Raw genomic sequence first — 21771 nt, 5'->3', positions numbered from 1 at the left:
AATAGTTGCATGCACTCCTAACTGTCATTATAATATCATTAGGTGTAAAAGCTTGGAAGTAGGCACTTTTATGTTCGCTACGCACCTTTTGGTAGGAATTAATATTTTACTTACTTTGGAGGGGAAATTTTATGAAGACAAAAAAAGAGCTACCACTTTGCCCAGTTGCAACAACTGTTGCACTTATAGATAGTAAATGGAAGCTTTTAATATTAAGAGATCTTTTAGCTGATACTAGACGATATAGCGATTTTCAAAAAAGCATACCAGAGATCAGCCAAAAAGTATTAACTCAATCCTTAAAATCTATGGTTGAAGATGGGATTGTAATTAGAATTGCATATCCAGAGGTACCACCTAGAGTTGAATATAGTTTAAGTGACCTTGGAAATTCATTAAGACCTGTCATTAATGTAATGGAGGCTTGGGGAAAAGACTATCAAGCTAATTATTATAATAAAGATTAAAGATGCACCTGAAATGTCAGATAATTTTTCTAACACTTTAGGTGCAACTTATCTTAATATTATTTTAAAGTTAATAGTTTTTATATTAGACCATGTTAGACACTTTTGTTGATATATGCCACTTGCACAGGTATATAATGAACTAGTATTTAGAATTTCATTAGTAAGTATAATATATCAACATTTTAGTCTAACAGGATCTTATATTAATATTGATACTCCATTTTCTTAAAGAAATCTATCTTCGGTTCAAGAAATTTAAAGTTGTGATTTTCACCATCTTTAAAATAGAAATTAATAGGTTCAAATATATTATCCCAGTTCCATATTTCATCATCAATATTTAGATACTCCTTAAACATTTCACACCCTTCTGGTGCAATAGGATGAATTAGTATAGCTATAACTTTACAAGCATATAAGCAATCAGCTACTACTTGTATTTTTAATTCATCATCTTTTATATTGTTAGTCCAATATTTATTCATCTCTCTTATATACTCATCTAGAACGTATGCTATTCTATGGAAGTCTTGATTATACATATGTCTTTCGTATTCAAAAACTGCTTTTTCTGCTAAATCTTTTATCTTTTGGCTTACTTCTACTGTTGTAATATTTTTATTTAAACTTTGTAATGTATAGAAGCATGAACGTATAAGCCTATTAAATACATTTGTTAAAAGGTTTCCTTCTTTTAATACTGGATCTACTCCTACCTTTTCTTCTTCTTTCATATAAACTTGAGGTTTAAATCCAACGCTCTTTGATGATAATCCTAAGCTCATAAAATGCATACGTAATTGATCTTTAGTATAATACTTTAACAATTCATCTGCCATTGGAGGCTTTATCTCTGAACTACTACTTGCTTTTTTATCCATAAATAAAATATGTTTATTAGAAACTATATGCGGTAGATTTAATTTACTAACATCTACCTTTTCACCTTTAGCTAATCTTAAGCCTATTAACATAGCCATTTCTGCAATTGAGTAAAAATAGATATTATCCTCACCTATAAATTGATAAACTATTGACTCTTCAGATTCCCACCAATTACTCCATTCTTCTGGATTTTCTCCTTTTGACTCTAAATAAGTTTTTAAAAATGATATTGGCGCCCATAAAGATTCTGGCCATACCCAGAATGTTAAATCTTTTAAATCGTCCTTATCCGGAACTGGTACTCCCCATGAAATATTTCCTGATAATCTAAAAGGTACTAAAGTCTTACCACTTGTATAGTTAATGCTTAAACTTTCTAATACTTCCTTAGCCTTATCTCTATCTTCTAAATGTTCAAAAACAAAAGTTATTGAAGACTTCTTCTCTTCATCTATAACTTCATGGTTAGGTAACTTAGCTTCTAACTCAACTAAATCATCAATATATTTTCTTGGAACATAAATTAATGGCTTCTTTAAAAATTCATCTATAGCTTTTAGTTCATATTTCCTTCTGTTAGTGCTCCTCTTTAAAAACTCATTAAGCTCCTTCATAATATCCATCGAATCCTCTAATGTAAAGTACCAGTTATCCACGCTTTTTAATATTGGTTTCTTACCTGATAATGTACTCACAGGATTAATTAATTCTGATGCCATATATTGATGTCCTAATGAACATTCCTCTGCATAAGCTTTATCAGAGTTACAACCAGCAATCGGACACTTCCCAACTACTTGTCTTCCATTAAGAAATGTGTTCTTATCTTCATCATAGAATTGTAATGCTGACATCTTTTTTATATAGCCATTTTCAAATAAAGTATTAAATATTTCTTCTGATACTTCCTTATGAACTTCTCCACTTCTTCCAATAGCTGAAGCTCCAAAAATATTTAAACTTATATTGTAAGTATCTAAAGTTTCCTTTTGGCTTAAATGATTTTCTCTAACATAATCCTCTATACTATTTTCATAGCCATCTTCCTTTAATTTTCTGTAGCTTTCAAGAATTGGTGAACCATAACAATCTGTACCCGAAATAAAAATTACATTTTCTTTTCCTATTCTATCCCTTAAAAATCTTGCAAATATATCTGCATGGACAAACATTCCTCCAACATGACCAAAATGAAGATTTTTATTTCCATAAGGCATTCCAGCAGTAATTACAGCTTTTTTGGGGAATACTGGTCTTTCATTTCTCTCTAATCTTTTACTTATCATAACAATCTCTCCTCTAAGATTTTTTTAACGTCAAAAAAGCCCCTGTAGAACATAAATTCCACAGGGGCGAAAATTCAATTCCGCGGTACCACCCTTTTTCTTAAAATGTCACCATTTTAAGCTCATCAAGTACACCATCTTCCTAAAAGGTCAAATCATACTTTAGTTCTGTAACGTGAACAAACGTCATATCATCACCTATAATTAATTTATAAGATCCCATATGCAGCTCCAAGCCTTGTTTCATTATGATCTCATAATTTCCTCACACCAACCGAAAACTCTCTGTATATACCTTCATAACTACTCTTCTCTTCATAGCCTTTATTTGTCATAATTATATAGCTTAAAACATTAAGTGTCAATTATATAAATTAATAATTTATAAACTTATATTTATATTTATTATATGTATTTATATTTATTTTAATCAACTTTCTAGTTATTTACTAAACCATTCATTAGGAGATTGATTAAAGTAATGAGGTGAAAATTCTATAACTTTATACTCCTGTATCCCATAAACTTTTAATGGCTCATTCGCTAAATAGTATTCTATTTTTTCACAGGACTCTGCTTTCATAACAAATAATCCTCCACTCATATCTTCCTTAAGACCAGATGTTAATATTAACCCTTCATTCATTGCTTTTTTGGAATATGCCATATGCTCTTTCATAACATTATCATTCATTAAATCTGCATTTATTATTGTACCTTCTACTATAAAATATCTCATTTTTTCGTAACCTCCCTAAATTAAGCAATATTTTAACTCTTCATTTTAGTTAACAAATACAAGTCTTTCTCTTGCGCCCTACTCTATTCATAGCAATTACTTTTTGGATATATTCTTCAGCAACTGGTACTTTGCAACTAGTAGTTCCAAGTGATACATTAACTTTCCCTATATTTTTAGCAACTTCTAACGCTCTTTCATTTAATTCTTTTATATATGACCCCACACTTATTACAAAACTATTCATATTATATCTCACTTTATTTTTATTATTATGTATATCTGTTTCAATAATATTTAAAAGTTCTCTTATTTCATCCATATCAATTAAGTTATTTTCGGTAATTGATATATAATTAGACATTGTGCTCCATCCACAAGATTCAATTATTTCATCATCTGATTTTATCCATTTTCTTGCAAGCTCAAGTGCAAACTTACTTTCAGCTGCGACATTTGAAACTATAGATACTGCGATAGCATTACAATATGCCTTTTCTAACCAACCTTCTACCTCAGCTTTTGTCATACTTTTAGGATTTATAGATAATCCTGCTAAATACATAGCATCATAATTACCTGTATTGTATAATTCCCTTGCTAAAATATCATTTTTCTTAACATACTTAACTAACTTTTTCAGATCCCCTATTTTAGTTCCGTAAAATGGCTCCTGAATTCCATGCTTCATTAATACCTTTTTTATTTGATCTGAGCCTAATTCCTTTAATTTATCCATCATTGTCTCTAAATCAACATTTATAGTATCAAATTTCTTTTTATTCTCATTATTCATCTCTAGTTTTTTAATAATTCATACCTCCTTAACTATTATTTTATAGATAAATAATAGCATAAATTAAGAAAAGGCATATAATAAATCTTTATTATTTATATATACTATCTTTTTTAATTCATTTCTGGCTCATCTTTATACACACTGATATCCATTTAATCTTTTCATCAATTATTGGTTAAAATAAGATAAGTATTAAATCTTTTAGATAAAGGAGGTATTTTAAATGGATTTTTTATATAGTCAAGAAACACTTACAGCCATTGATTGGGCACTTCGTGCTATTATTGCTTTTTTATTATTGTTGACTGTTGCAAAACTATTAGGCCAACGTTCCCTTTCTCAATTAAGATTACTAGATTTTGCTATTACTTTAGTAATTGGTAATATTATTGCCCATCCGTTATCTGATGAAAAACTTGGATTAGAAGGCTCTATAATTACAACATTTATATTAGTTATCCTTTATCTTTGTGGAGTATTCATCACTATTAAATTCCCCTGTATTTCCAGATTTATTAATAACTCTCCAATTACAATTATTCAAAATGGTGAAATCCTTTATAATAGATTAAAAAAGGCAAGAATATCAATTGACGTTTTATTAGAAGAATTACGTAAAGAAAAAGTAGATGACCTAAAAAAGGTATCCTTAGCCATTTGGGAACCCAATGGTAAATTTTCTGTTTTTTTATACCCAGAATATGAACCAATTACGCCTTCATCTTTGCATACTAAAATGGAACCTTTTGATTTCCCAAGAACAATTATTAAAGAAGGAAAATTAAATTTCAATGAGATAAAAGAACTTCATAAAGATGAAGATTGGGTTGTTTCCAAATTAAAAAATTCATATAACACCGATGTAAAAAACGTTTTGCTTGCCACACTTGATAATAAAGATAACCTAAAAATTTTTTTATATAAGTAATCAATTGAGGTTTAAAAATATCTATTTATATACAAATTGGTTTAAACCTCTTTTACTTTTTGTACTTAGTATAATAGAAATTTATCAACTTTATCTTATTACCATAATCTAATAATATATTAAAATTTCAAAATATACTATTCGATAATATAGGCACTAACAATTTCACCATAGTAAGCTGTGTGAAAATCTCTATTAGCCCCATGGAATGAGCTTTCTACATCTTGTGGATAAAATCTGCTTTTATTTTCTTCTGTAATCCCATTCTCGTTTTGTTTTTGTTTATATATAACCTTACATTCAAGTGTTAGTGGAAGTTCTTTTATTCCTGGAACGGAAATAATATTAGGTGATTCAAGCGACAAGTTAAGTTCATTAATTTTATCAGTTACATGACCAGATTTTGTGCCACAGGTTCCTAATATTTTTCTGTCAAACTCACCAATTGGTATATTTATAGTGAATTCAGGGTTCTTTTCAAGTTGGTGCTTCGTGAAACGATTCTCTCTTACAAAAACTGTGAAAATCATCTTTCCCCATTCAATTCCTAAAGTTCCCCATGAAATAGTCATTGAATTAACTTTATCTCCTGCTTTTGTTGTTATCAAAACGCCTGTTTTAATAGATTTCATAATTTCATTTGCATAATCAAATACTTCTATTTCTTTTTTCATAATACCATCCTCCTTGAAAATTTCTTATCTCTATGATAAATTAATATAATATTATTAACAAGTATGTACTTTTTAGTTAGATACTATCAAAAAGGAGAGTAAGGTATGGATAATGATGTTAATGTTAAACCATTTGCTTATGCAATGTCTTTAATTGAAGGTAAATGGAAAATGCACATATTATTTTGGCTTTGGAAAAAACAAATTCTTAGATATGGTGAATTAAAACGTTCACTTGAGACAATTACTCACAAAATGCTTAGTACACAGTTGAAAGAATTAGAAGCAGATAATTTAATTATCCGCAAAGAATATCCTCAAGTCCCTCCAAAAGTAGAATACTCACTATCCGAAAGAGGATTAACAATTATGCCTGTTCTACAATGTTTGTGTGAATGGGGTAATAATCATATCGATGATTAATATTATTTAGGCTTTTATTACGATAATGCTACATCCAATATCATCATAATCACAAAACCTACAGCAAAGCCAATTGTACTTATATTTGAATGATTTCCAATAGATGCTTCTGGAATTAATTCTTCTACTACAACATAAATCATAGCTCCTGCTGCAAAAGAAAGAAGATAAGGCATTACAGGTGTAAGAACGCTTGAGAAGACAATTGTTAAAATTGCACCTATAGGTTCAACCACTCCAGATAAAAAACCACTTAAAAATGATTTCCCCTTGCTCATTCCTTCCCCTCTTAAAGGCATTGATATTATAGCTCCCTCCGGGAAATTTTGAATTGCGATACCTATTGAAAGAGCAAATGCTCCTGCAAGAGTTATCGCCGCTCCATTATTCATAACACCTGCAAAAACAATCCCTACTGCCATTCCTTCTGGAATATTGTGAAGAACAACAGCCAATACAAGCATAGTTGTTTTTCTTAACTTTTCACTTTTTACACCTTCAGGTTTATCATTATCCAAATGAAGATGAGGAATAATTTTATCTAAAATAAGCATAAATACTATCCCTATTAAAACTCCAACTGCTGCCGGGAAAAAAGCAAACTTCCCCAGATTCTTACTCATATCTATTGCTGGTATAATTAATGACCATATAGACGCAGCAATCATTACTCCTGATGCAAATCCTAGGAGTCCTTTATTTACTAATTCATTTATCTCTTTTTTCATTATAAAAACACAAGAAGCACCTAATGCAGTACCTAAAAGTGGTATCAAAATACCAATAAATATATTTTTCATAAATTCCCTCCATTTTATTGTGTCCCTACCAATATATTATATAAGATACTACTAAGTATATTATTATATAATAAGAGTTATTCATTAAAGTATTTGCTGCAAACCACCAAATTTATGATTCTAATATATGTATTCCTTAAATATTTATCTCAATTATTTCATATAAAAAAGCTACAGATTTATACTGTAGCTTTTTTTAATAATGCATAATACTATCTATATTCTTTTTACCTCTACAACCTTTTTAGATAGTCCTCCATGGATAAGCTTAAGGCCATCACCTTCATTGTAACCACAGTAATCATCTACCTTGAATTTTATCTCTCTCTTATTAAAAAAGTCAGTAACATAAACCTCATAGTATATTCTTCTAGACCTTTTCCCTCTCTCTTTCATTATAATGCCTGTACATATTCCTTCAGTTTCTGTATATAATCCAAAAAACATATCTAAAATATATATAATATCTGATATTAAAAATACCAAAATAATAATTAGCATAGGAATTCCTTGTATTGTAAAATCTTTAGTAAATAGTAATATAAATATAATTGAAAACCAATTAATATGTCTCACTCTTTCAGAAAAACTTACTGACACATGCGGTACTAACATTGGTTTAATCCTCCATAAAAAACCACCTTCTTCATATGAAGCTTTATTATGAAATTCTCTCCAGTTTTTCTGAGTTTCAGTAAGAGTCGTAACAGTTCTACTTTTACTTTTAAACATATACCAATTTATATATGCAACATACATAATTATTGATGAAATAAATATACTGTTATTTTTCACAATCAAAAGTGCAAATATTATGTATCCTATAAAAATAATATTTAATAGCTTCATTCCATACATCTTTTTATTAAGTTCATCCTTTTCTTCCTCAGAAAGTTCTCTCTGTCTAGTAAGAAAATTAAAAAGACAGCAGATTAACACACTAAACACAGTAAAGACATTACAACTATTAACAATCTCCAAAATTGAATAGGAGTCTGTACTTATAAAATATGTAAAATTGGTAGCTATATTTATCACTATAGGAAATACAGCAAAAAATATAAAATTCTCAATCCCTCTTTTTTCAGACCACATATCCATGCTCCTCTCTTTTGTAAATTAGTATTATTTATATTATACTAAAAAAAGCTCACTAATAAAATCCATATATTCTTCTCAAAAAAACTATGACTTTTCATTATTTAAAGTTAATAACTACATTTTTCTTTTTTATGTCATCTATCTGTAACCCTTTTGTAACAAACTTTAAAAATATATATCTTATAATTAATCTGAAATTTATTAATATGAGGGAAGTACAATGGGAAGAAAAATATTGTTAATAGTAACTTTAATAACAGCTTTTTATGTTACGTATGCATTTATTACAGGTATGGTAAGTGGAGTCTTTAAAAGTAAAAGCTCTCCAGGAAAAGATTATCTTGCCCAATTAGAAAGTAAATCTTTAGATGATGTCCAAGATAAGATAGATTCGTATCAAAATCAACTTTTAAAGGAGAATAGTAAGAGCACAGAAAATACTACTACTGACACTTCAAATAATCAAAACTCTGCTAATGCTGATATTAATTACGCTAAGTACTATGAAAATACTGTTTTTATGGGTGATTCTATAACTGAATCATTATCTGAATTTGAAATTCTTGATAGTTATAACGTAATCTCAAATAAAGGTGATACTGTAGTAAAAGCTATGCTGAATATAGACAAGCTTCAAGGTATAAATCCTAAAAACTTAGTTTTATTATATGGGATGAATGACGTTATTGAATTTGATATTAATTTATCTGGACAAGACTCTAATACCTTTAAGGAAAAGTATATTGAGCTTATTAATTCAATAAAAGCAGTATTGCCAAAAGCAAATATTTATTTAATATCTCCATTGCCTGTAATGGCTAATGCAGTAGATACAAATTATAGATTAACTAATGAGAACTTAAATGAATTTAGGTCAAAGGTTAATGAAGTTGCCAATGTTACTGGTAGCACTTATATAGATTTAGCTAGCATAATAGCCGGAAAAGATTATCTACATGAACAAGATGGAATTCACTATAAATATGATTTTTATCCTCTGATGTTAGATCATCTTACTGATTATATAAAGTAAACTATAAGTTGGCTATATAGCTTAAAACTTTCATAATCGCTAAGCTTGTGAATATCATTATTATCATTACATTTATTATAGTTATATTATTAAATTTTCAGTGAGGATTAAATATGATACATGAACATAAAAAAACGAATTTAAATAACCGCAAGAAATATAGAAAATATTATTTAATTGAGATTGCTATACTTATAGTTTTATTTATAGGTTTATACCCTGTGCTAAATGTTAAAACTGCTAGTATTGCTGCAATTAAAAGTGATTTAGAAGAAAATATAAACTTGGATTTTGTAAATGTTGGAGATAAAAAAACATTAAAAAATCTATATTATATTAATAGTAATGATATTGAAGATTTCATTTCTTATTCACCTAAGAGTAATATGGATGTTGAAGAAATATTATTCTTAAAGGTTAAGGAAGATACCGATATATCTGAAATAAAATCAAAAATTAATAAAAGACTACAAAAGCAAGGAGAAAGCTTTAAAAACTATAGGCCAGAAAAATATAATATTATTGAAAATGCTGTATTAGAAGAAGAAGGACAATATTTGATATTTATTGTATCTGAAAATGTTTCATCTATACACAAAATAATTAAAGATAACTTTAAATAAAGAAGTAATTGGAGTGAGTCACTATGGTTTTTAGTAGTTTAATTTTTATATTTATATTTTTACCACTAGTTTTAGTAAGTTATTATATCGTACCTAAAAGGTTTAAAAATTCTATTATACTTTTAGCTAGTTTAATCTTCTATGCCTGGGGAGAACCTGTATATGTACTACTTATTATAGTATCAATACTTATAAATTATTTCGGAGCCTTATTAATTAGAAAATATATTAGTGACAAGGAGAAGTCTAAATTTGTTTTTATAACAGTACTACTTATAGACATAAGTGTGCTTTTCTTCTTTAAATATTATGGATTTGCTATAGAAAGCTTAGGTTCTATTTTAGGCTTAAATTTACAGGTTAAAAGTATTGCTCTGCCACTTGGAGTATCATTTTATACTTTCCAACAAATCTCTTATATAGCTGATATTTATATGCAAAGGGTAAAACCCCAAAAGAACTTAATAGATTTTGCAGCCTATATTACAATGTTTCCACAGCTTATTGCAGGACCTATTGTTAACTATAACGATATATACAAACAGCTTGCTAACAGAAAAGAAAGTATCTCTAAGTTTGGAGAAGGAGTTCAAAGATTTATTATTGGTTTAGGTAAAAAGGTAATACTTGCAAATAATATAGGACTAATTTGGTCACAAGTAAAGGAGATACCTTTAAATGATCTATCAGTTGTATTAGCTTGGATAGGCATAATTGCTTTTACCCTTCAAATATACTTTGACTTTAGTGGATATTCAGATATGGCAATAGGTCTTGCTAAAATGTTTGGCTTTGACTTTTTAGAAAACTTTGATTACCCATATATCTCAAAAAGTATAACTGAATTTTGGAGAAGATGGCATATGTCCTTAGGTGGATGGTTCAGAGAATATATCTATATTCCACTAGGTGGAAATAAGAAAGGTACACTTATTCAAGTTAGAAACTTATTTGTTGTGTGGTTTGCAACAGGATTATGGCATGGAGCAAGCACTAATTTTATAGTTTGGGGCTTATATTTTGGAGTAATTCTACTTATAGAAAAATTATACTTAAAGGATTTACTAAAAAGAATCCCTACTATATTTTCACATATATATACATTAATAATTGTAATCATAGGATGGGTTATTTTTGATATGAATACACTTCCTGCTGCAGGTCACTATATTAAAATAATGTTTGGACTTGGTAGTAACATATTTATTGATAATATGGCTAAATACATCTTAAGTACTAATTTTATTATTCTACTTTTAGGATTAATCTGTAGTACAAAATTAATTAAAAATTATACTAATAAACTTAAATCTACCTTAAAAGAAAAGGACGTATTTTTAGTAGCATCAATTAACTTATTAATTTTAATAATCTCTACTGCTTATTTGGTAGGGGCAAGCTATAATCCTTTCCTATACTTTAGGTTCTAAAAAGAAGGTGTTTTTATGGAGAATCAAAAAATTGACTATAATTCTAAAACGAAAAAACAAAATAAAGGAAAATTTAAACGTAATAATAAAGCTCTAAATATACTTATGTCTTTGATATTCACAGGCTTTATTGTAATTGTAATACTTTTTAATCTTTTAAAGGTAGATAAAGCCTTCTCAGAAGAAGAAAATAGGCCACTAGCTACAATGCCTAAGTTTACAATAAAAAGCTTCTTAAGTGGAGAGTTCACTGAGGAATATACGAAGTATGTAGAAGATAATTTTGCTGGCAAAAAAGGCTTTATCAGTATTAAGTCTAATTTAGAAAAGCTAGAAGGTAAAAATGAAAGTAACTCTATTTTTATTGGTAAAGATGGACAACTACTTCAAAGCTTTAAAGAAGGATCAGAGGAAGAAACTAACGCTAAAATAGCTGCTATAAACTCTTTTTATGAAAGACATAGCAACCTAAATACAAGCTTTATGTTAACACCTACAGCAACTAAAGTTCTTGAAGAAAAATTGCCTAAATATGCTCCTAATGATGATGAGTTAGATTACATAAATAATATTTTTTCTGGATTAAATAATAAAATTAATACTATAAATCCATATGAAGCTTTAAACGAAAACAAGGATGAATATATCTTTTATAAAACAGACCATCACTGGACAAGTAAAGGTGCTTATATTGCTTACACAGCAATGTGTGAAAGTTTAGGATTAACACCAAGTCCTATTAATGAATTTGATGTTGTTACTGTTACTAATTCATTTTATGGAAGTCTATCTTCTAAAGTAGGTATAAAAGGAAAAAAAGCAGACAGCATTGACGTATATATCCCTAAGGAATCAGACTTTGTTGTTAATTATGTAAATGAACAAAGGAAGAGTACAAGTCTCTTTGATAGCACCTACTTAGATAAAAAGGATAAATATGAAGTGTTTACTGGTGGAAATCACCCACTAATTAATATAAAAACCTTAGGTGATCCAAATAAGAGGTTATTAATTATTAAGGACTCTTTCGCAAATTGCTTCTTACCTTTTTTAACAGCTCACTATGGTGAAATTAATGTAGTTGATTTAAGGTATTATTATGATGACTTAGATAAATTAATTGAAAATAGAGAAATAACAGATGTACTGTTTTTATATAACGCTAATACTTTTAATAGCGATGATTCTATATTAAATATTGAAAATTAAATTGCTTCCTGCTAAAAAGTCAGATTAAATCCCTTCATTAGTATTGTTTTTAATAAGGTAATTTAATCTGACTTATATTTTTCATAGGACAACGTCTAAGTATATGCCCAATCTTCTATTACTTTTATAATTCAGTATACTTCTTACTATTTCCTTTAGCTTTTTCTACTGGATATTTTTTTTCATTCTTATCCATCTTTTTATTTATAATCTCTTCAATATTGACGCCTAAAGAATCTGCCATATGTAAACAATAAACCATAACGTCAGCTAGCTCTTCACATACTTCTTCTTTATTGTATTTATTATCCCATAAGAAATGCTCTAATAACTCTCCTGCTTCTATGCTTATAGCTTTTGCTAGATTTTCTGGTGTGTGAAATTAATCCCAATCCCTATCTTCTCTAAATTTTCTTATTCTTTCTATTGTATTATTCATAAAGTTCTCCTTGACAATGAAAATTATATATCTAAACATAGTTATATATTAATCATATTATAACATAAGTATATTTGTAGTATAAATTATAAGTTATTATCTTTGTTAAGTATGATTTTAATTGTTTTAATACTCATTTACGAGTATTTTATTTAAAAGCAACTAATTATTTTTATATCTTCAATGTAATTACGTTACTTTTAAATATTATTTTCTTACTCCCCTATTCATTCCTCAAAATATAAAAGGTTTATTGTAATAAACTTGTAAATAATGATAATATAAGATTAATTTGTGTATAAAAAACTATTAAATAGGGAGATATTTGGTAATGATAAATAAAAGAATCATTTTAATCGATAATATACCAACATTAATATGGGGACCAGATTCAGATAAGATTTATATATATGTCCATGGTAAAATGGGTTGTAAAGGTTCAATATAACTGAGGATGATTTAAGAAAAGAAAATTCAATTCCTACTCCGGTTGGAGAAACATTATACTGGGATTATTGGATATATACAAAAGAAAATCCTATTAATAAATGGACTGTAGATACTTATATTTTTTACCCTTCTAAAGATAGCCTTACTGAAAGAAGTACAATAGACGAGTTTATATCTGACCACTCAGCTAAACTAACAGTTTTAGATGGTGCAGAACATTATTTCACAGACTGTAAATCTTTAGAAAAGTTGGAAATATGGTTGCAAATTAATCAAAGTAAGTTTAAATATCTTATCTTACTAAGAAATAACATACCTTTTTGTAATAAGAACTGCGTTTAAGTATTATACTTTTCTACTACACTTAAACGCAGTTCTTATCGTTTTTGATACTCTATTTTATTCCTCTTCCCATCTCATATGCTTGCGAAAATGCTGGAGTATTTTTAATTTCCCCCTTTTCCCATGCTCCATTTCCATAAATAATTCCCTTTTCTTTTGTCCCACTAAGACAATCTTCTGTAAAGCCACGCAATCCTTCTATAGTACGTTCAAGCATATTATTATCTGTATCTGCAGCCGTCATTATATAATAGAAATCTTTATTAGATATCTCTGTATATCTTGGCACAGTTCTATCAATAAGTGTTTTTAGTTGGCCATCCATTGAATAGAAATATACAGGTGTAGCTAGTACAATTACATCAGCAGATACCATCTTGTCAAGAATCTCTGCCATATCATCCTTCTGGACACATTTATGAGTTGAATTACATACTCCACATCCCATACAATAGTTTATTTTTTGCTTTGCTATAAAAATCTTCTCAACATCATTACCATTTTCTTCTGCACCTTTCATAAATTCATCACAAAGTAAATCTGAATTTCCACCTTTTCGTGGACTTGAAGATAAAATCAATACTTTTTTACTCATTTCCTTAACCCCTTATCTATTTTTATTTTAATTTTAAATACTCTTCATCACAAATGGGTTCACACCACTCATTTGCTGCTACCCCTGTATTACCTACAACTAAATTCTTAATAGAACCATTCACATAGTTATTCCCCTCCCTAGAAAAATAAATAATTACTCCTTTTCCATTATAGTCACACATTTTTATCTTATACTTATTTCCAATAAAATAAGCTTACTCCTTGGAGTTAACTTAAAGTCAATACCATTTCTTAAATTTAAATAAAAACATTGACAAGACGACATAAAAAGCCGTCGATTTTCTTAGCTCATACGCCTTTCTGAAACTTGCCTAAAAAATAAAAAAGGCTACAGATTTCTCTGTAGCTTAAGCATTACTCTCAGCTTTTGCAATTAACATTTTATTTTTACAGTCTTCAAGCCAATTAGATTTTTTATAATATATTAAAAATACAGTTGAACTTAAAAACCATGTAATAGGGTATGCCCAAAATACTACAGCTACATTATTTATGAAATATGTAGCTATTTTTATATATGAAACACGTATTACGCACCAACAAATTAGCATTGTAAGCATCGGTATCTTTGATCGTCCAGCTCCCCTTAATACTCCAGATATGCAATGTGAAAATGACAGTAAGAAATAAAATAATGCATTTAAGTGAGCTCTTTGTGTTCCTACTGCTATAACCTCAGGATTATTTCCAAATATACTTATAAGATATGGGGCTAGTACAAATATAACTAATCCAATTAGCTCTGCGCAGACACATGAGAATATGATTCCAAATCTTGCTCCATCTTTTACTCTATCAAAGTTTTCAGCCCCAATATTCTGACTTACAAACGTAGTAATTGCCATAGAAAATGCTGTAACTGGTATAAAAGCAAAACCTTCTAATTTTATATATGCACCATTACCAGCCATAACAACTGCTCCAAAGGCGTTAACACTAGATTGAACAACTACATTAGCAAAAGCTATAACGGAATTTTGTATACCTGAAGGTAATCCTATATTTATCATACCTTTAAGAATACTTTTTTCTATGCAAATACCTTTCAAAGTTACCTTGTATATGCTATCAATACGAGCTAATCTAAAAAAAGCCAAAAAGGCACTTGTACCTTGGGATATTACTGTAGCTATTGCAGCTCCTATAACACCCATATTAAAAAATCCCACAAATAATATATCTAAAACAACATTTATTACTGCAGATATAACAAGATAATATAAAGGACGTTTACTATCCCCCACTGCCTGAAATATACCACACGCTGTATTATACATAACAACAAATAGTATACCTGTAAAATATGTTCTTATATATATTGATGAATCTTGAAAGACATTATCAGGAGTTCCCATAAGCCTTAAAAGAGTAGGTGTCAATAAAGTGCCTACTATAGTAAGGATAGTCCCACTAATCAATCCAAAGGATACTGCAGTTCCAACAGCCTTCTTTATCTTTTTCTCATCATTTGCCCCAAAGTATCTAGAAATAATTACTCCAACACCTGAAAACATTCCTCCAAAAAATCCTACTAATAAAAATATTAATGCCCCAGTACTTGTTACTGCCGCTAAAGCATTTTGTCCTACATAATTACCTACAACTATTGCATCTACAACATTATATAGCTGCTGACATACTTGCCCTAAAAATATTGGAAATGCAAACTTCAACATTCCTATCTTTGCATTTCCTTCTATTAAACTTATTTTTTTGCTTTCCATTTTTATACCTTACCCCAATTTTGATATTTTTTCTTTTTACTTTCATGTTTATAATATAACTTTTTAGACTTGTACTACTTAATCCCAAAATTCTATTTACTTTTTCTTAGTCTATTAAATCTACTCTTTTTATTGAATCAACACGTAAAATATGTGTTTTTTCTCCTACTTTTTTATCAATAAAGCTAATCTTAATCCATTCATCATCGACATCTAATATAGTACATTCAACTTTATCATTTAACCCTATTGCAAGGCCATCTTCACTAATTACTTTACATTTTTTATTTATAAGGTCAGTTAGTATTTTAGACATAGAATTTTCCCCCTTTAAATTTCTCTTAATATTTTTTATTTCTCTCTCCATTTTTTTGATTTTACCTGGATAAGCTGCATACACTGCCATAAATATAAATGCCATTAATCCAAAAAAACTCCAAATATGCCACTCCTTTCATCCTATATATTATTCTACTACAAATTTATGAGAATTCAAATTTTACTTTTTTTCATCATATCTAAGGAAAAAGTGACAAGCTACTGCTTGCCACTAGTAATTCTTTAAACTCTACTTCTGTTGCCTTGTTACCTCTTATCATTGCTGCTAATTTCTTTATTCTTCAGTTGATTCACGTTCAACATCAAATCTATCTGCATTCATTACCTTATTCCAAGCAGATATAAAATCACTTAAGAACTTTTCTTTATTATCGTCACATGCATATACCTCTGCTATTGCACGAAGTTGTGAATTAGAACCAAATATGAGATCAACCCTTGAGGCTGTCCACTTTAATTTGTCTGTTTCTCTATCACGACCTTCAAATCTATCTGAATCTTCAGAAGTTGGTTTCCACACTGTATCCATATCAAGAAGATTTATAAAGAAATCATTTGTAAGACATTCTTCTCTTTCTGTAAATACACCATCCTTAGAATTATTATAATTAGCATTTAACACACGCATACCACCAATTAATACTGTCATTTCAGGTGCTGTTAATGTAAGTAGCTGTGCGCGGTCAATTAACATATCCTCCGCCTTTATATCCAAATTTTCTTTTATAAAATTTCTAAATCCATCTGCCTTAGGTTCAAGTACACAAAATGATTTTATATCGGTTTGTTCTTGTGTTGCATCAATACGTCCTGGAGTAAAAGGAACTGTAATATTATGTCCTGCTTTTCTTCCTGCTTCTTCAATGGCTGCACATCCCCCAAGTATAATTATATCTGCTAGGGAAATTTTCCTACTTCCTGATTTTAACCCATTAAATTTAACCCTAATATCTTCAAGTGTATTTAAAACAGCTTTAAGTTCTTTTGGCTCATTAACTTTCCAATCCTTTTGTGGCTCAAGAGCTACTCTTGCTCCATTTCCACCTCCACGTTTATCAGATCCACGGAAGGTAGAAGCAGATGCCCATGCTACTTTTACAAGTTCTGATATTGATAATCCAGAAGCTAAAATCTTTTTCTTTAGATGGATGATATCCTTTTTATTAACCAATTTATAATTAGCTTTTGGTACATTGTCCTGCCAAATAAAAGTTTCCGTTGGTACCTCTGATCCAAGATATCTTGATATTGGTCCCATATCCCTATGTGTTAATTTAAACCAAGCACGAGCAAAAGCATCAGAGAATTTTTCTGGATTTTCTAAGTACTCCTTTGCTATTTTCTCATATATAGGATCATATAGAAGCGATAAATCTGCTGTAGTCATCATAGGTCTATGTTTCTTTGATGGATCATGAGCATCTACTACCATATCCTCTTCATCAACGTTAATTGCTAACCACTGATATGCGCCTGCAGGACTTTTAACTAGCTCCCATTCATATTTAAATAATGTTTTTAAATAACCCATGGTCCATTTAGTTGGATTTGCCTTCCACGCACCTTCTATACCACTTCCTATAGTATATTCACCATTACCAGTTCCATAGCTGTTTTTCCATCCAAGTCCTTGCTCTTCAATAGGCGCAGCCTCTGGTTCAGGCCCAACATATGTAGCAGAACCTGCTCCATGGCATTTCCCAAATGTATGACCACCAGCTATAAGTGCCACAGACTCCTCATCATTCATAGCCATACGTGAGAATGTTTCTCTAACATCTTTAGCTGATAATATTGGATCTGGTTTCCCATTTGGCCCTTCTGGATTTACATAAATCAATCCCATCTGAACAGCAGCAAGTGGATTCTCTAACTTTTTATTTTCTGGATCACTATTATCCCCAAGCCACTTTTTAGGGCTACCCCAATATATGTCTTCTTGCGGTTCCCAAACATCCTCACGTCCACCAGCAAAACCAATTAGCTTTACTCCCATAGATTCTAGTGCACAATTACCTGTTAATATCATAAGATCAGCCCATGAAATTTTATTTCCATATTTCTTTTTTATAGGCCAAAGTAAACGACGTGCTTTATCTAGATTTACATTATCAGGCCAGCTATTAAGTGGTGCTAAACGTTGAGTTCCTCTTCCAGCTCCACCCCTACCATCTCCAATTCTATAAGTTCCTGCACTATGCCATGCCATCCGTATAAATAATGGTCCATAATGACCATAGTCAGCTGGCCACCACTCCTTTGAATCTGTCATTAAGTTAATTAAGTCCTTTTTTATTTCTTTAAGATCTAGTTTTTTAAATTCCTTAGCATAATCAAAACATTTCGACATTGGATTACTTAATTCAGAATTTTGACGTAAAATTTGAAGATTTAGTTCATTTGGCCACCAATCCTTAGTGCTATATCCACTACCTGCTATAGATACACTTGTATTACCTGTTACAGGACATTTTGATTCAGTCATAACATTATCCTCCTTCTCCTTAATTTAATTAACATTTCACAAACTAAGTTCCTTAATTTATTATATTAAAGATATAAATTCACATATAACTAACTATCGCAAATAACATTAGAAATATGTTTTATATTTCTTATTTCTTCTATATAATAAATATATATTCAGTATCTTTATTGGTACTTTTAAAAATTGGAGGGGAGTTTATGGAGAAAATATCTTATAACAAATTAGGAAAATTCCTACTAGCTTTTTCAATTATATGTTCATTAATCGTAACATTTTTAAGTTTTAGTGGTGGAAATTTCATAGAAAGTTTAAATAATAGCAGTCTTTCTAGTTCAATATTACGCTCAATAACTTTTACTCTTGTTATCTTTAGTGGATTAAATCTAAAAAAGAAACTACCTGAATATTATAAATATCAAATTATAAGTGGTGCAATTTTACTAGTAACCTCTTTAGCAATTGACATAATACCAAGGATAATTTACTTAACTTAATTATTTAGAAAAAAATAGGATGCAAAACTGCATCCTATTTTATATATTTACATTACTTTCAAATCACTCTACCAATTTTCTATATGATATAACTTTTTCAATTGAATCCTTAAACCAATAAGTGTATTTATCACTATTAACTTTAATATCATCTACTAAATCATCTAAAGAAACCCACTTATAATCCATAACTTCATCATAATTTAGTTTTGGTGCTTCATCATATTTACCAAAAAACACATGATCATACTCATGTTCAATTAAATTATTATCTAAATCTGCACGGTATATAAATGAAAAAACTCCTTTTAATTTAGTTTTTATTCCTATTTCTTCAACTAATCTTCTTTCAGCAGCTTTAAGTAAATCTTCATTTACTCTTGGATGGCTACAACAACTATTGGTCCACAATCCTCCTGAATGGTATTTATTCAAAGCTCTTCTTTGCAATAAAAGTTCATTTTTGCTATTAAATATAAAAACAGAAAATGCCCTGTGTAATTCTCCTTTATGATGAGCCTCCATCTTTTCCATATCACCAATGGCTATATCATTTTCATCTACTAAAATTACTCTTTCTTCTTTAATTTTCTTCACGTCCTTTTTAAATTATATAAGTATTATATCATAATACTTTATTTAATAGTTTTTAAGAGGTCTAAATAATTATCATCAAAATCTTTTTCTCAAGATTTGTTTTTACATAACTCTAATAATTCTTCTTAATAATTAATGCCTCACATAGTAATAACCTTACCAACTAAATTAAGTCCCAAAGATTATTTTCTATTTTAACCCTAAGGTTAGATACATATAATGTCCATCTGAAGTTATATTTCCCTCTTTAACTTCTAGCTTTTCTTTAAAAAGCGGTCCATCTATAACTACAGTATGAAACTCACCACCTTCACCACAAGGATCAATCCCCCTATCCTCTAGTTCTTTCATATAATCAAAAGAAAGAATCCTTCCTAAGTCTTCTTTCTTCATTCCTTTTCTTGTATCAATTGTTATAACCTTAGTTACAAATCCTAAAGAAATAAACTCCTTAACTACTTCTCTATGGTCCATATTCCAAAGAGGTATCCCAAGGTCTAGTCCTACACCACCAGCAACTCTTTCATGCCAGCAATTCTCTTCTGGAATATCAATATCACCAGTTACTAGAACCTCTGCTCCTATCCCCCTTACTTCCTTTAGTATTTCAACAAATACCATCTCATAGTTATCCCAATTTGCTGCTCCTATAAATAACGGAATTCCTCTGGCCTTTGCTTGTGCCTTAAGTAAATCTGGAAATAAACTATGAGCTCTTGATCTTTCACCATTTTCCTCCATCATTACAATAATACCCAAAGCTGTCCCTTGCTCCATTGCTTTATATAAAGCTAATGTACTATCTTTTCCTCCACTATATGAAGCTATAAACCTTTTACCCTTAGCACCATTAATCCAATTCTTCACTACTATATCACCTATCCTAATTTCATATGTACTTCTATATATCTAATAATTCTAGCATATATTCTTATTAAAAGTTTAACTAACTTTATTAATAATGGTTATTATTTAGCTTTATATTTATTATTTATTGTATAATATAGTTTACATAGCTATATTTTAGTCTATAATAAAATAAGTAATTAAAAGTATTATTTTGTGGACAAATACAATATTTTTGAAAATATAAATCTTATGAGGTGTTAAAATTGAAACCAATATATAAAAATATAGGAAACTCTTACGAAGTTAAAGATAATGTTGCATATATTACAATTCTAAAAAAAGACGGAACAGAACTTATTACAAAAATTGACGAAGCTGATTTAGCTTTAATAAATGATATGGGAACTTGGTTTGCAGAATGGAATAAGGATTATAATAATTATATAGCTCAAAACATAAGTAAAAATAAGAAAAACAGCAAAAACAAACCTTTAAAACAAAGCATAGCAAGTGTATTATTAAATGTTAGTCCAAAAGCACCTATAAAACATTTAAATGGTGATACTCTTGATAATAGAAGAAGTAATTTAGATCTAGCTAAAAAGAAGACTAGAAATGAATATGAAGAAAAAGACGAAAATACTATTTCTATAATATTAAAGGATAAGTTTGATAAAAAAGAAGGCTATGCTTCAATTTCCAAAGAAGATTTAGATTTAGTAGTAAATGATACTTATAGCTGGGTTCTTCATAATACTCATGGTAATATTTCAGTTGTTGCAAACACTCCTGATGGTAGACTTCCTCTTTGGAAAGTAATTATGAATCCGCAAGAAAATGAATCTATAGAATTTAAAAATCATAATCCCTTAGATAATAGAAGATCTAATTTGATACTAAAAAAACAGGAAGAAGAAAACAATAAATAGAACGTAAAATTGCGTGTATCTAACTTAGTTGGATGCACGCAATTTATTTTCTAAAAACGTGCTTTTAAACCTTTATTAGCTATATTTTACTATACTATAACA

Annotated in this window: 21 protein-coding genes, 1 pseudogene and 1 other annotated feature; of the genes and pseudogenes, 9 read left to right on the top strand and 13 right to left on the bottom strand. The window is 29.2% G+C overall.

The window, feature by feature from the left end; genetic code table 11:
• The first annotated feature begins 131 nt into the window (after positions 1–131).
• Positions 132–467 carry a winged helix-turn-helix transcriptional regulator gene (locus H8S20_RS17755; RefSeq protein ID WP_032118761.1) on the top strand — a complete coding sequence of 112 codons (336 nt, stop codon included), beginning with the start codon at positions 132–134 and terminating at the stop codon, positions 465–467.
• Between the two features lie 206 nt (positions 468–673).
• On the opposite strand, the gene H8S20_RS17750 is transcribed toward H8S20_RS17755, so the two are convergent.
• From H8S20_RS17750 to H8S20_RS17740, 3 genes are all read right to left on the bottom strand, one after another.
• Positions 674–2641 (bottom strand): class I tRNA ligase family protein, encoded by a 1968-nt coding sequence (locus tag H8S20_RS17750; protein WP_186860952.1) that lies wholly within the window; start codon positions 2639–2641, stop codon positions 674–676.
• A gap of 59 nt (positions 2642–2700) precedes the next feature.
• Positions 2701–2969: a binding site (T-box leader), on the bottom strand.
• Positions 2970–3083: 114 nt separating this feature from the next.
• A complete protein-coding gene (locus H8S20_RS17745) occupies positions 3084–3380 on the bottom strand; it encodes a YciI family protein (RefSeq protein ID WP_032118770.1) in 297 nt (98 codons plus the stop codon).
• 49 nt (positions 3381–3429) lie between these two features.
• Positions 3430–4176: a DNA alkylation repair protein gene (locus H8S20_RS17740; RefSeq protein ID WP_186860951.1), complete on the bottom strand. Its 747-nt coding sequence runs from the start codon at positions 4174–4176 to the stop codon at positions 3430–3432.
• Between the two features lie 226 nt (positions 4177–4402).
• On the opposite strand from H8S20_RS17740, the gene H8S20_RS17735 reads away from it, so the two are divergent.
• Entirely contained in the window at positions 4403–5107 is a 705-nt protein-coding gene (locus H8S20_RS17735) for a DUF421 domain-containing protein (RefSeq protein WP_186860950.1), read from the top strand.
• Between the two features lie 137 nt (positions 5108–5244).
• On the opposite strand, the gene H8S20_RS17730 is transcribed toward H8S20_RS17735, so the two are convergent.
• Entirely contained in the window at positions 5245–5781 is a 537-nt protein-coding gene (locus H8S20_RS17730; RefSeq protein WP_032118772.1) for a flavin reductase family protein, read from the bottom strand.
• A gap of 105 nt (positions 5782–5886) precedes the next feature.
• Here H8S20_RS17730 and H8S20_RS17725 point away from each other — a divergent pair, with 105 nt between their 5' ends.
• On the top strand, positions 5887–6204 hold the full coding sequence (locus tag H8S20_RS17725; protein ID WP_032118773.1) for a winged helix-turn-helix transcriptional regulator: 318 nt from the start codon (positions 5887–5889) through the stop codon (positions 6202–6204).
• Between the two features lie 17 nt (positions 6205–6221).
• On the opposite strand, the gene H8S20_RS17720 is transcribed toward H8S20_RS17725, so the two are convergent.
• Positions 6222–7004 (bottom strand): ZIP family metal transporter, encoded by a 783-nt coding sequence (locus H8S20_RS17720; RefSeq protein WP_186860949.1) that lies wholly within the window; start codon positions 7002–7004, stop codon positions 6222–6224.
• A 216-nt stretch (positions 7005–7220) separates the two neighbouring features.
• Entirely contained in the window at positions 7221–8099 is an 879-nt protein-coding gene (locus tag H8S20_RS17715; protein WP_186860948.1) for a hypothetical protein, read from the bottom strand.
• A gap of 226 nt (positions 8100–8325) precedes the next feature.
• Here H8S20_RS17715 and H8S20_RS17710 point away from each other — a divergent pair, with 226 nt between their 5' ends.
• From H8S20_RS17710 to H8S20_RS17695, 4 genes are all read left to right on the top strand, one after another.
• Complete coding sequence (locus H8S20_RS17710; RefSeq protein ID WP_186860947.1) at positions 8326–9138, top strand: GDSL-type esterase/lipase family protein; 813 nt, start codon at positions 8326–8328, stop codon at positions 9136–9138.
• Between the two features lie 113 nt (positions 9139–9251).
• Positions 9252–9761 carry a DUF4358 domain-containing protein gene (locus tag H8S20_RS17705; RefSeq protein WP_186860946.1) on the top strand — a complete coding sequence of 170 codons (510 nt, stop codon included), beginning with the start codon at positions 9252–9254 and terminating at the stop codon, positions 9759–9761.
• A gap of 23 nt (positions 9762–9784) precedes the next feature.
• The gene (locus H8S20_RS17700; protein ID WP_186860945.1) at positions 9785–11191 is read left to right on the top strand and encodes an MBOAT family O-acyltransferase; all 1407 of its coding nucleotides are present in this window, start codon (positions 9785–9787) and stop codon (positions 11189–11191) included.
• A 15-nt stretch (positions 11192–11206) separates the two neighbouring features.
• Positions 11207–12400, top strand: coding sequence for a DHHW family protein (locus H8S20_RS17695; protein WP_186860944.1), 1194 nt, complete (start codon positions 11207–11209; stop codon positions 12398–12400).
• A 124-nt stretch (positions 12401–12524) separates the two neighbouring features.
• Here H8S20_RS17695 and H8S20_RS17690 read toward each other — a convergent pair.
• From H8S20_RS17690 to katG, 5 genes and pseudogenes are all read right to left on the bottom strand, one after another.
• Positions 12525–12839, bottom strand: a pseudogene (locus H8S20_RS17690) (nucleotide pyrophosphohydrolase).
• A gap of 844 nt (positions 12840–13683) precedes the next feature.
• Positions 13684–14226, bottom strand: coding sequence for a flavodoxin family protein (locus H8S20_RS17685; RefSeq protein ID WP_186860943.1), 543 nt, complete (start codon positions 14224–14226; stop codon positions 13684–13686).
• 370 nt (positions 14227–14596) lie between these two features.
• Complete coding sequence (locus H8S20_RS17680; protein WP_186860942.1) at positions 14597–15973, bottom strand: MATE family efflux transporter; 1377 nt, start codon at positions 15971–15973, stop codon at positions 14597–14599.
• A 106-nt stretch (positions 15974–16079) separates the two neighbouring features.
• A complete protein-coding gene (locus H8S20_RS17675) occupies positions 16080–16394 on the bottom strand; it encodes a hypothetical protein (RefSeq protein WP_207725355.1) in 315 nt (104 codons plus the stop codon).
• 192 nt (positions 16395–16586) lie between these two features.
• On the bottom strand, positions 16587–18797 hold the full coding sequence (gene katG, locus H8S20_RS17670; RefSeq protein WP_186860941.1) for a catalase/peroxidase HPI: 2211 nt from the start codon (positions 18795–18797) through the stop codon (positions 16587–16589).
• 200 nt (positions 18798–18997) lie between these two features.
• Here katG and H8S20_RS17665 point away from each other — a divergent pair, with 200 nt between their 5' ends.
• On the top strand, positions 18998–19294 hold the full coding sequence (locus H8S20_RS17665; protein ID WP_186860940.1) for a hypothetical protein: 297 nt from the start codon (positions 18998–19000) through the stop codon (positions 19292–19294).
• Between the two features lie 63 nt (positions 19295–19357).
• Here H8S20_RS17665 and idi read toward each other — a convergent pair whose 3' ends face one another.
• Positions 19358–19891, bottom strand: a complete 534-nt coding sequence (gene idi, locus H8S20_RS17660) for an isopentenyl-diphosphate Delta-isomerase (RefSeq protein WP_366456554.1) — start codon at positions 19889–19891, stop codon at positions 19358–19360.
• A 189-nt stretch (positions 19892–20080) separates the two neighbouring features.
• Positions 20081–20758, bottom strand: a complete 678-nt coding sequence (locus tag H8S20_RS17655; RefSeq protein ID WP_186860939.1) for a Dph6-related ATP pyrophosphatase — start codon at positions 20756–20758, stop codon at positions 20081–20083.
• Positions 20759–21003: 245 nt separating this feature from the next.
• Between H8S20_RS17655 and H8S20_RS17650 the strand changes: the two genes are divergently transcribed.
• Entirely contained in the window at positions 21004–21669 is a 666-nt protein-coding gene (locus H8S20_RS17650) for a hypothetical protein (protein WP_207725354.1), read from the top strand.
• Positions 21670–21771: the final 102 nt, after the last annotated feature.

This window comes from Clostridium hominis (assembly GCF_014287825.1).
Lineage (GTDB): Bacteria > Bacillota > Clostridia > Clostridiales > Clostridiaceae > Clostridium > Clostridium hominis.
The sequence above is the reverse complement of the archived record's forward strand: the minus strand, read 5'-3'. Positions and strand labels throughout refer to the sequence as shown.

Excerpts from the sequence above, each read along its gene's own strand:
- H8S20_RS17745 (WP_032118770.1), bottom strand. The coding sequence starts at position 3,380 with ATGAGATATTTTATAGTAGAAGGTACAATAATAAATGCAGATTTAATG.
- H8S20_RS17755 (WP_032118761.1), top strand. The coding sequence starts at position 132 with ATGAAGACAAAAAAAGAGCTACCACTTTGCCCAGTTGCAACAACTGTT.
- H8S20_RS17710 (WP_186860947.1), top strand. The coding sequence starts at position 8,326 with ATGGGAAGAAAAATATTGTTAATAGTAACTTTAATAACAGCTTTTTAT.
- H8S20_RS17685 (WP_186860943.1), bottom strand. The coding sequence starts at position 14,226 with ATGAGTAAAAAAGTATTGATTTTATCTTCAAGTCCACGAAAAGGTGGA.
- H8S20_RS17680 (WP_186860942.1), bottom strand. The coding sequence starts at position 15,973 with ATGGAAAGCAAAAAAATAAGTTTAATAGAAGGAAATGCAAAGATAGGA.
- H8S20_RS17705 (WP_186860946.1), top strand. The coding sequence starts at position 9,252 with ATGATACATGAACATAAAAAAACGAATTTAAATAACCGCAAGAAATAT.
- H8S20_RS17675 (WP_207725355.1), bottom strand. The coding sequence starts at position 16,394 with ATGGCATTTATATTTATGGCAGTGTATGCAGCTTATCCAGGTAAAATC.
- H8S20_RS17750 (WP_186860952.1), bottom strand. The coding sequence starts at position 2,641 with ATGATAAGTAAAAGATTAGAGAGAAATGAAAGACCAGTATTCCCCAAA.
- H8S20_RS17725 (WP_032118773.1), top strand. The coding sequence starts at position 5,887 with ATGGATAATGATGTTAATGTTAAACCATTTGCTTATGCAATGTCTTTA.
- H8S20_RS17730 (WP_032118772.1), bottom strand. The coding sequence starts at position 5,781 with ATGAAAAAAGAAATAGAAGTATTTGATTATGCAAATGAAATTATGAAA.
- H8S20_RS17720 (WP_186860949.1), bottom strand. The coding sequence starts at position 7,004 with ATGAAAAATATATTTATTGGTATTTTGATACCACTTTTAGGTACTGCA.
- H8S20_RS17740 (WP_186860951.1), bottom strand. The coding sequence starts at position 4,176 with ATGAATAATGAGAATAAAAAGAAATTTGATACTATAAATGTTGATTTA.
- katG (WP_186860941.1), bottom strand. The coding sequence starts at position 18,797 with ATGACTGAATCAAAATGTCCTGTAACAGGTAATACAAGTGTATCTATA.
- H8S20_RS17665 (WP_186860940.1), top strand. The coding sequence starts at position 18,998 with ATGGAGAAAATATCTTATAACAAATTAGGAAAATTCCTACTAGCTTTT.
- H8S20_RS17695 (WP_186860944.1), top strand. The coding sequence starts at position 11,207 with ATGGAGAATCAAAAAATTGACTATAATTCTAAAACGAAAAAACAAAAT.
- H8S20_RS17715 (WP_186860948.1), bottom strand. The coding sequence starts at position 8,099 with ATGTGGTCTGAAAAAAGAGGGATTGAGAATTTTATATTTTTTGCTGTA.
- H8S20_RS17700 (WP_186860945.1), top strand. The coding sequence starts at position 9,785 with ATGGTTTTTAGTAGTTTAATTTTTATATTTATATTTTTACCACTAGTT.
- H8S20_RS17735 (WP_186860950.1), top strand. The coding sequence starts at position 4,403 with ATGGATTTTTTATATAGTCAAGAAACACTTACAGCCATTGATTGGGCA.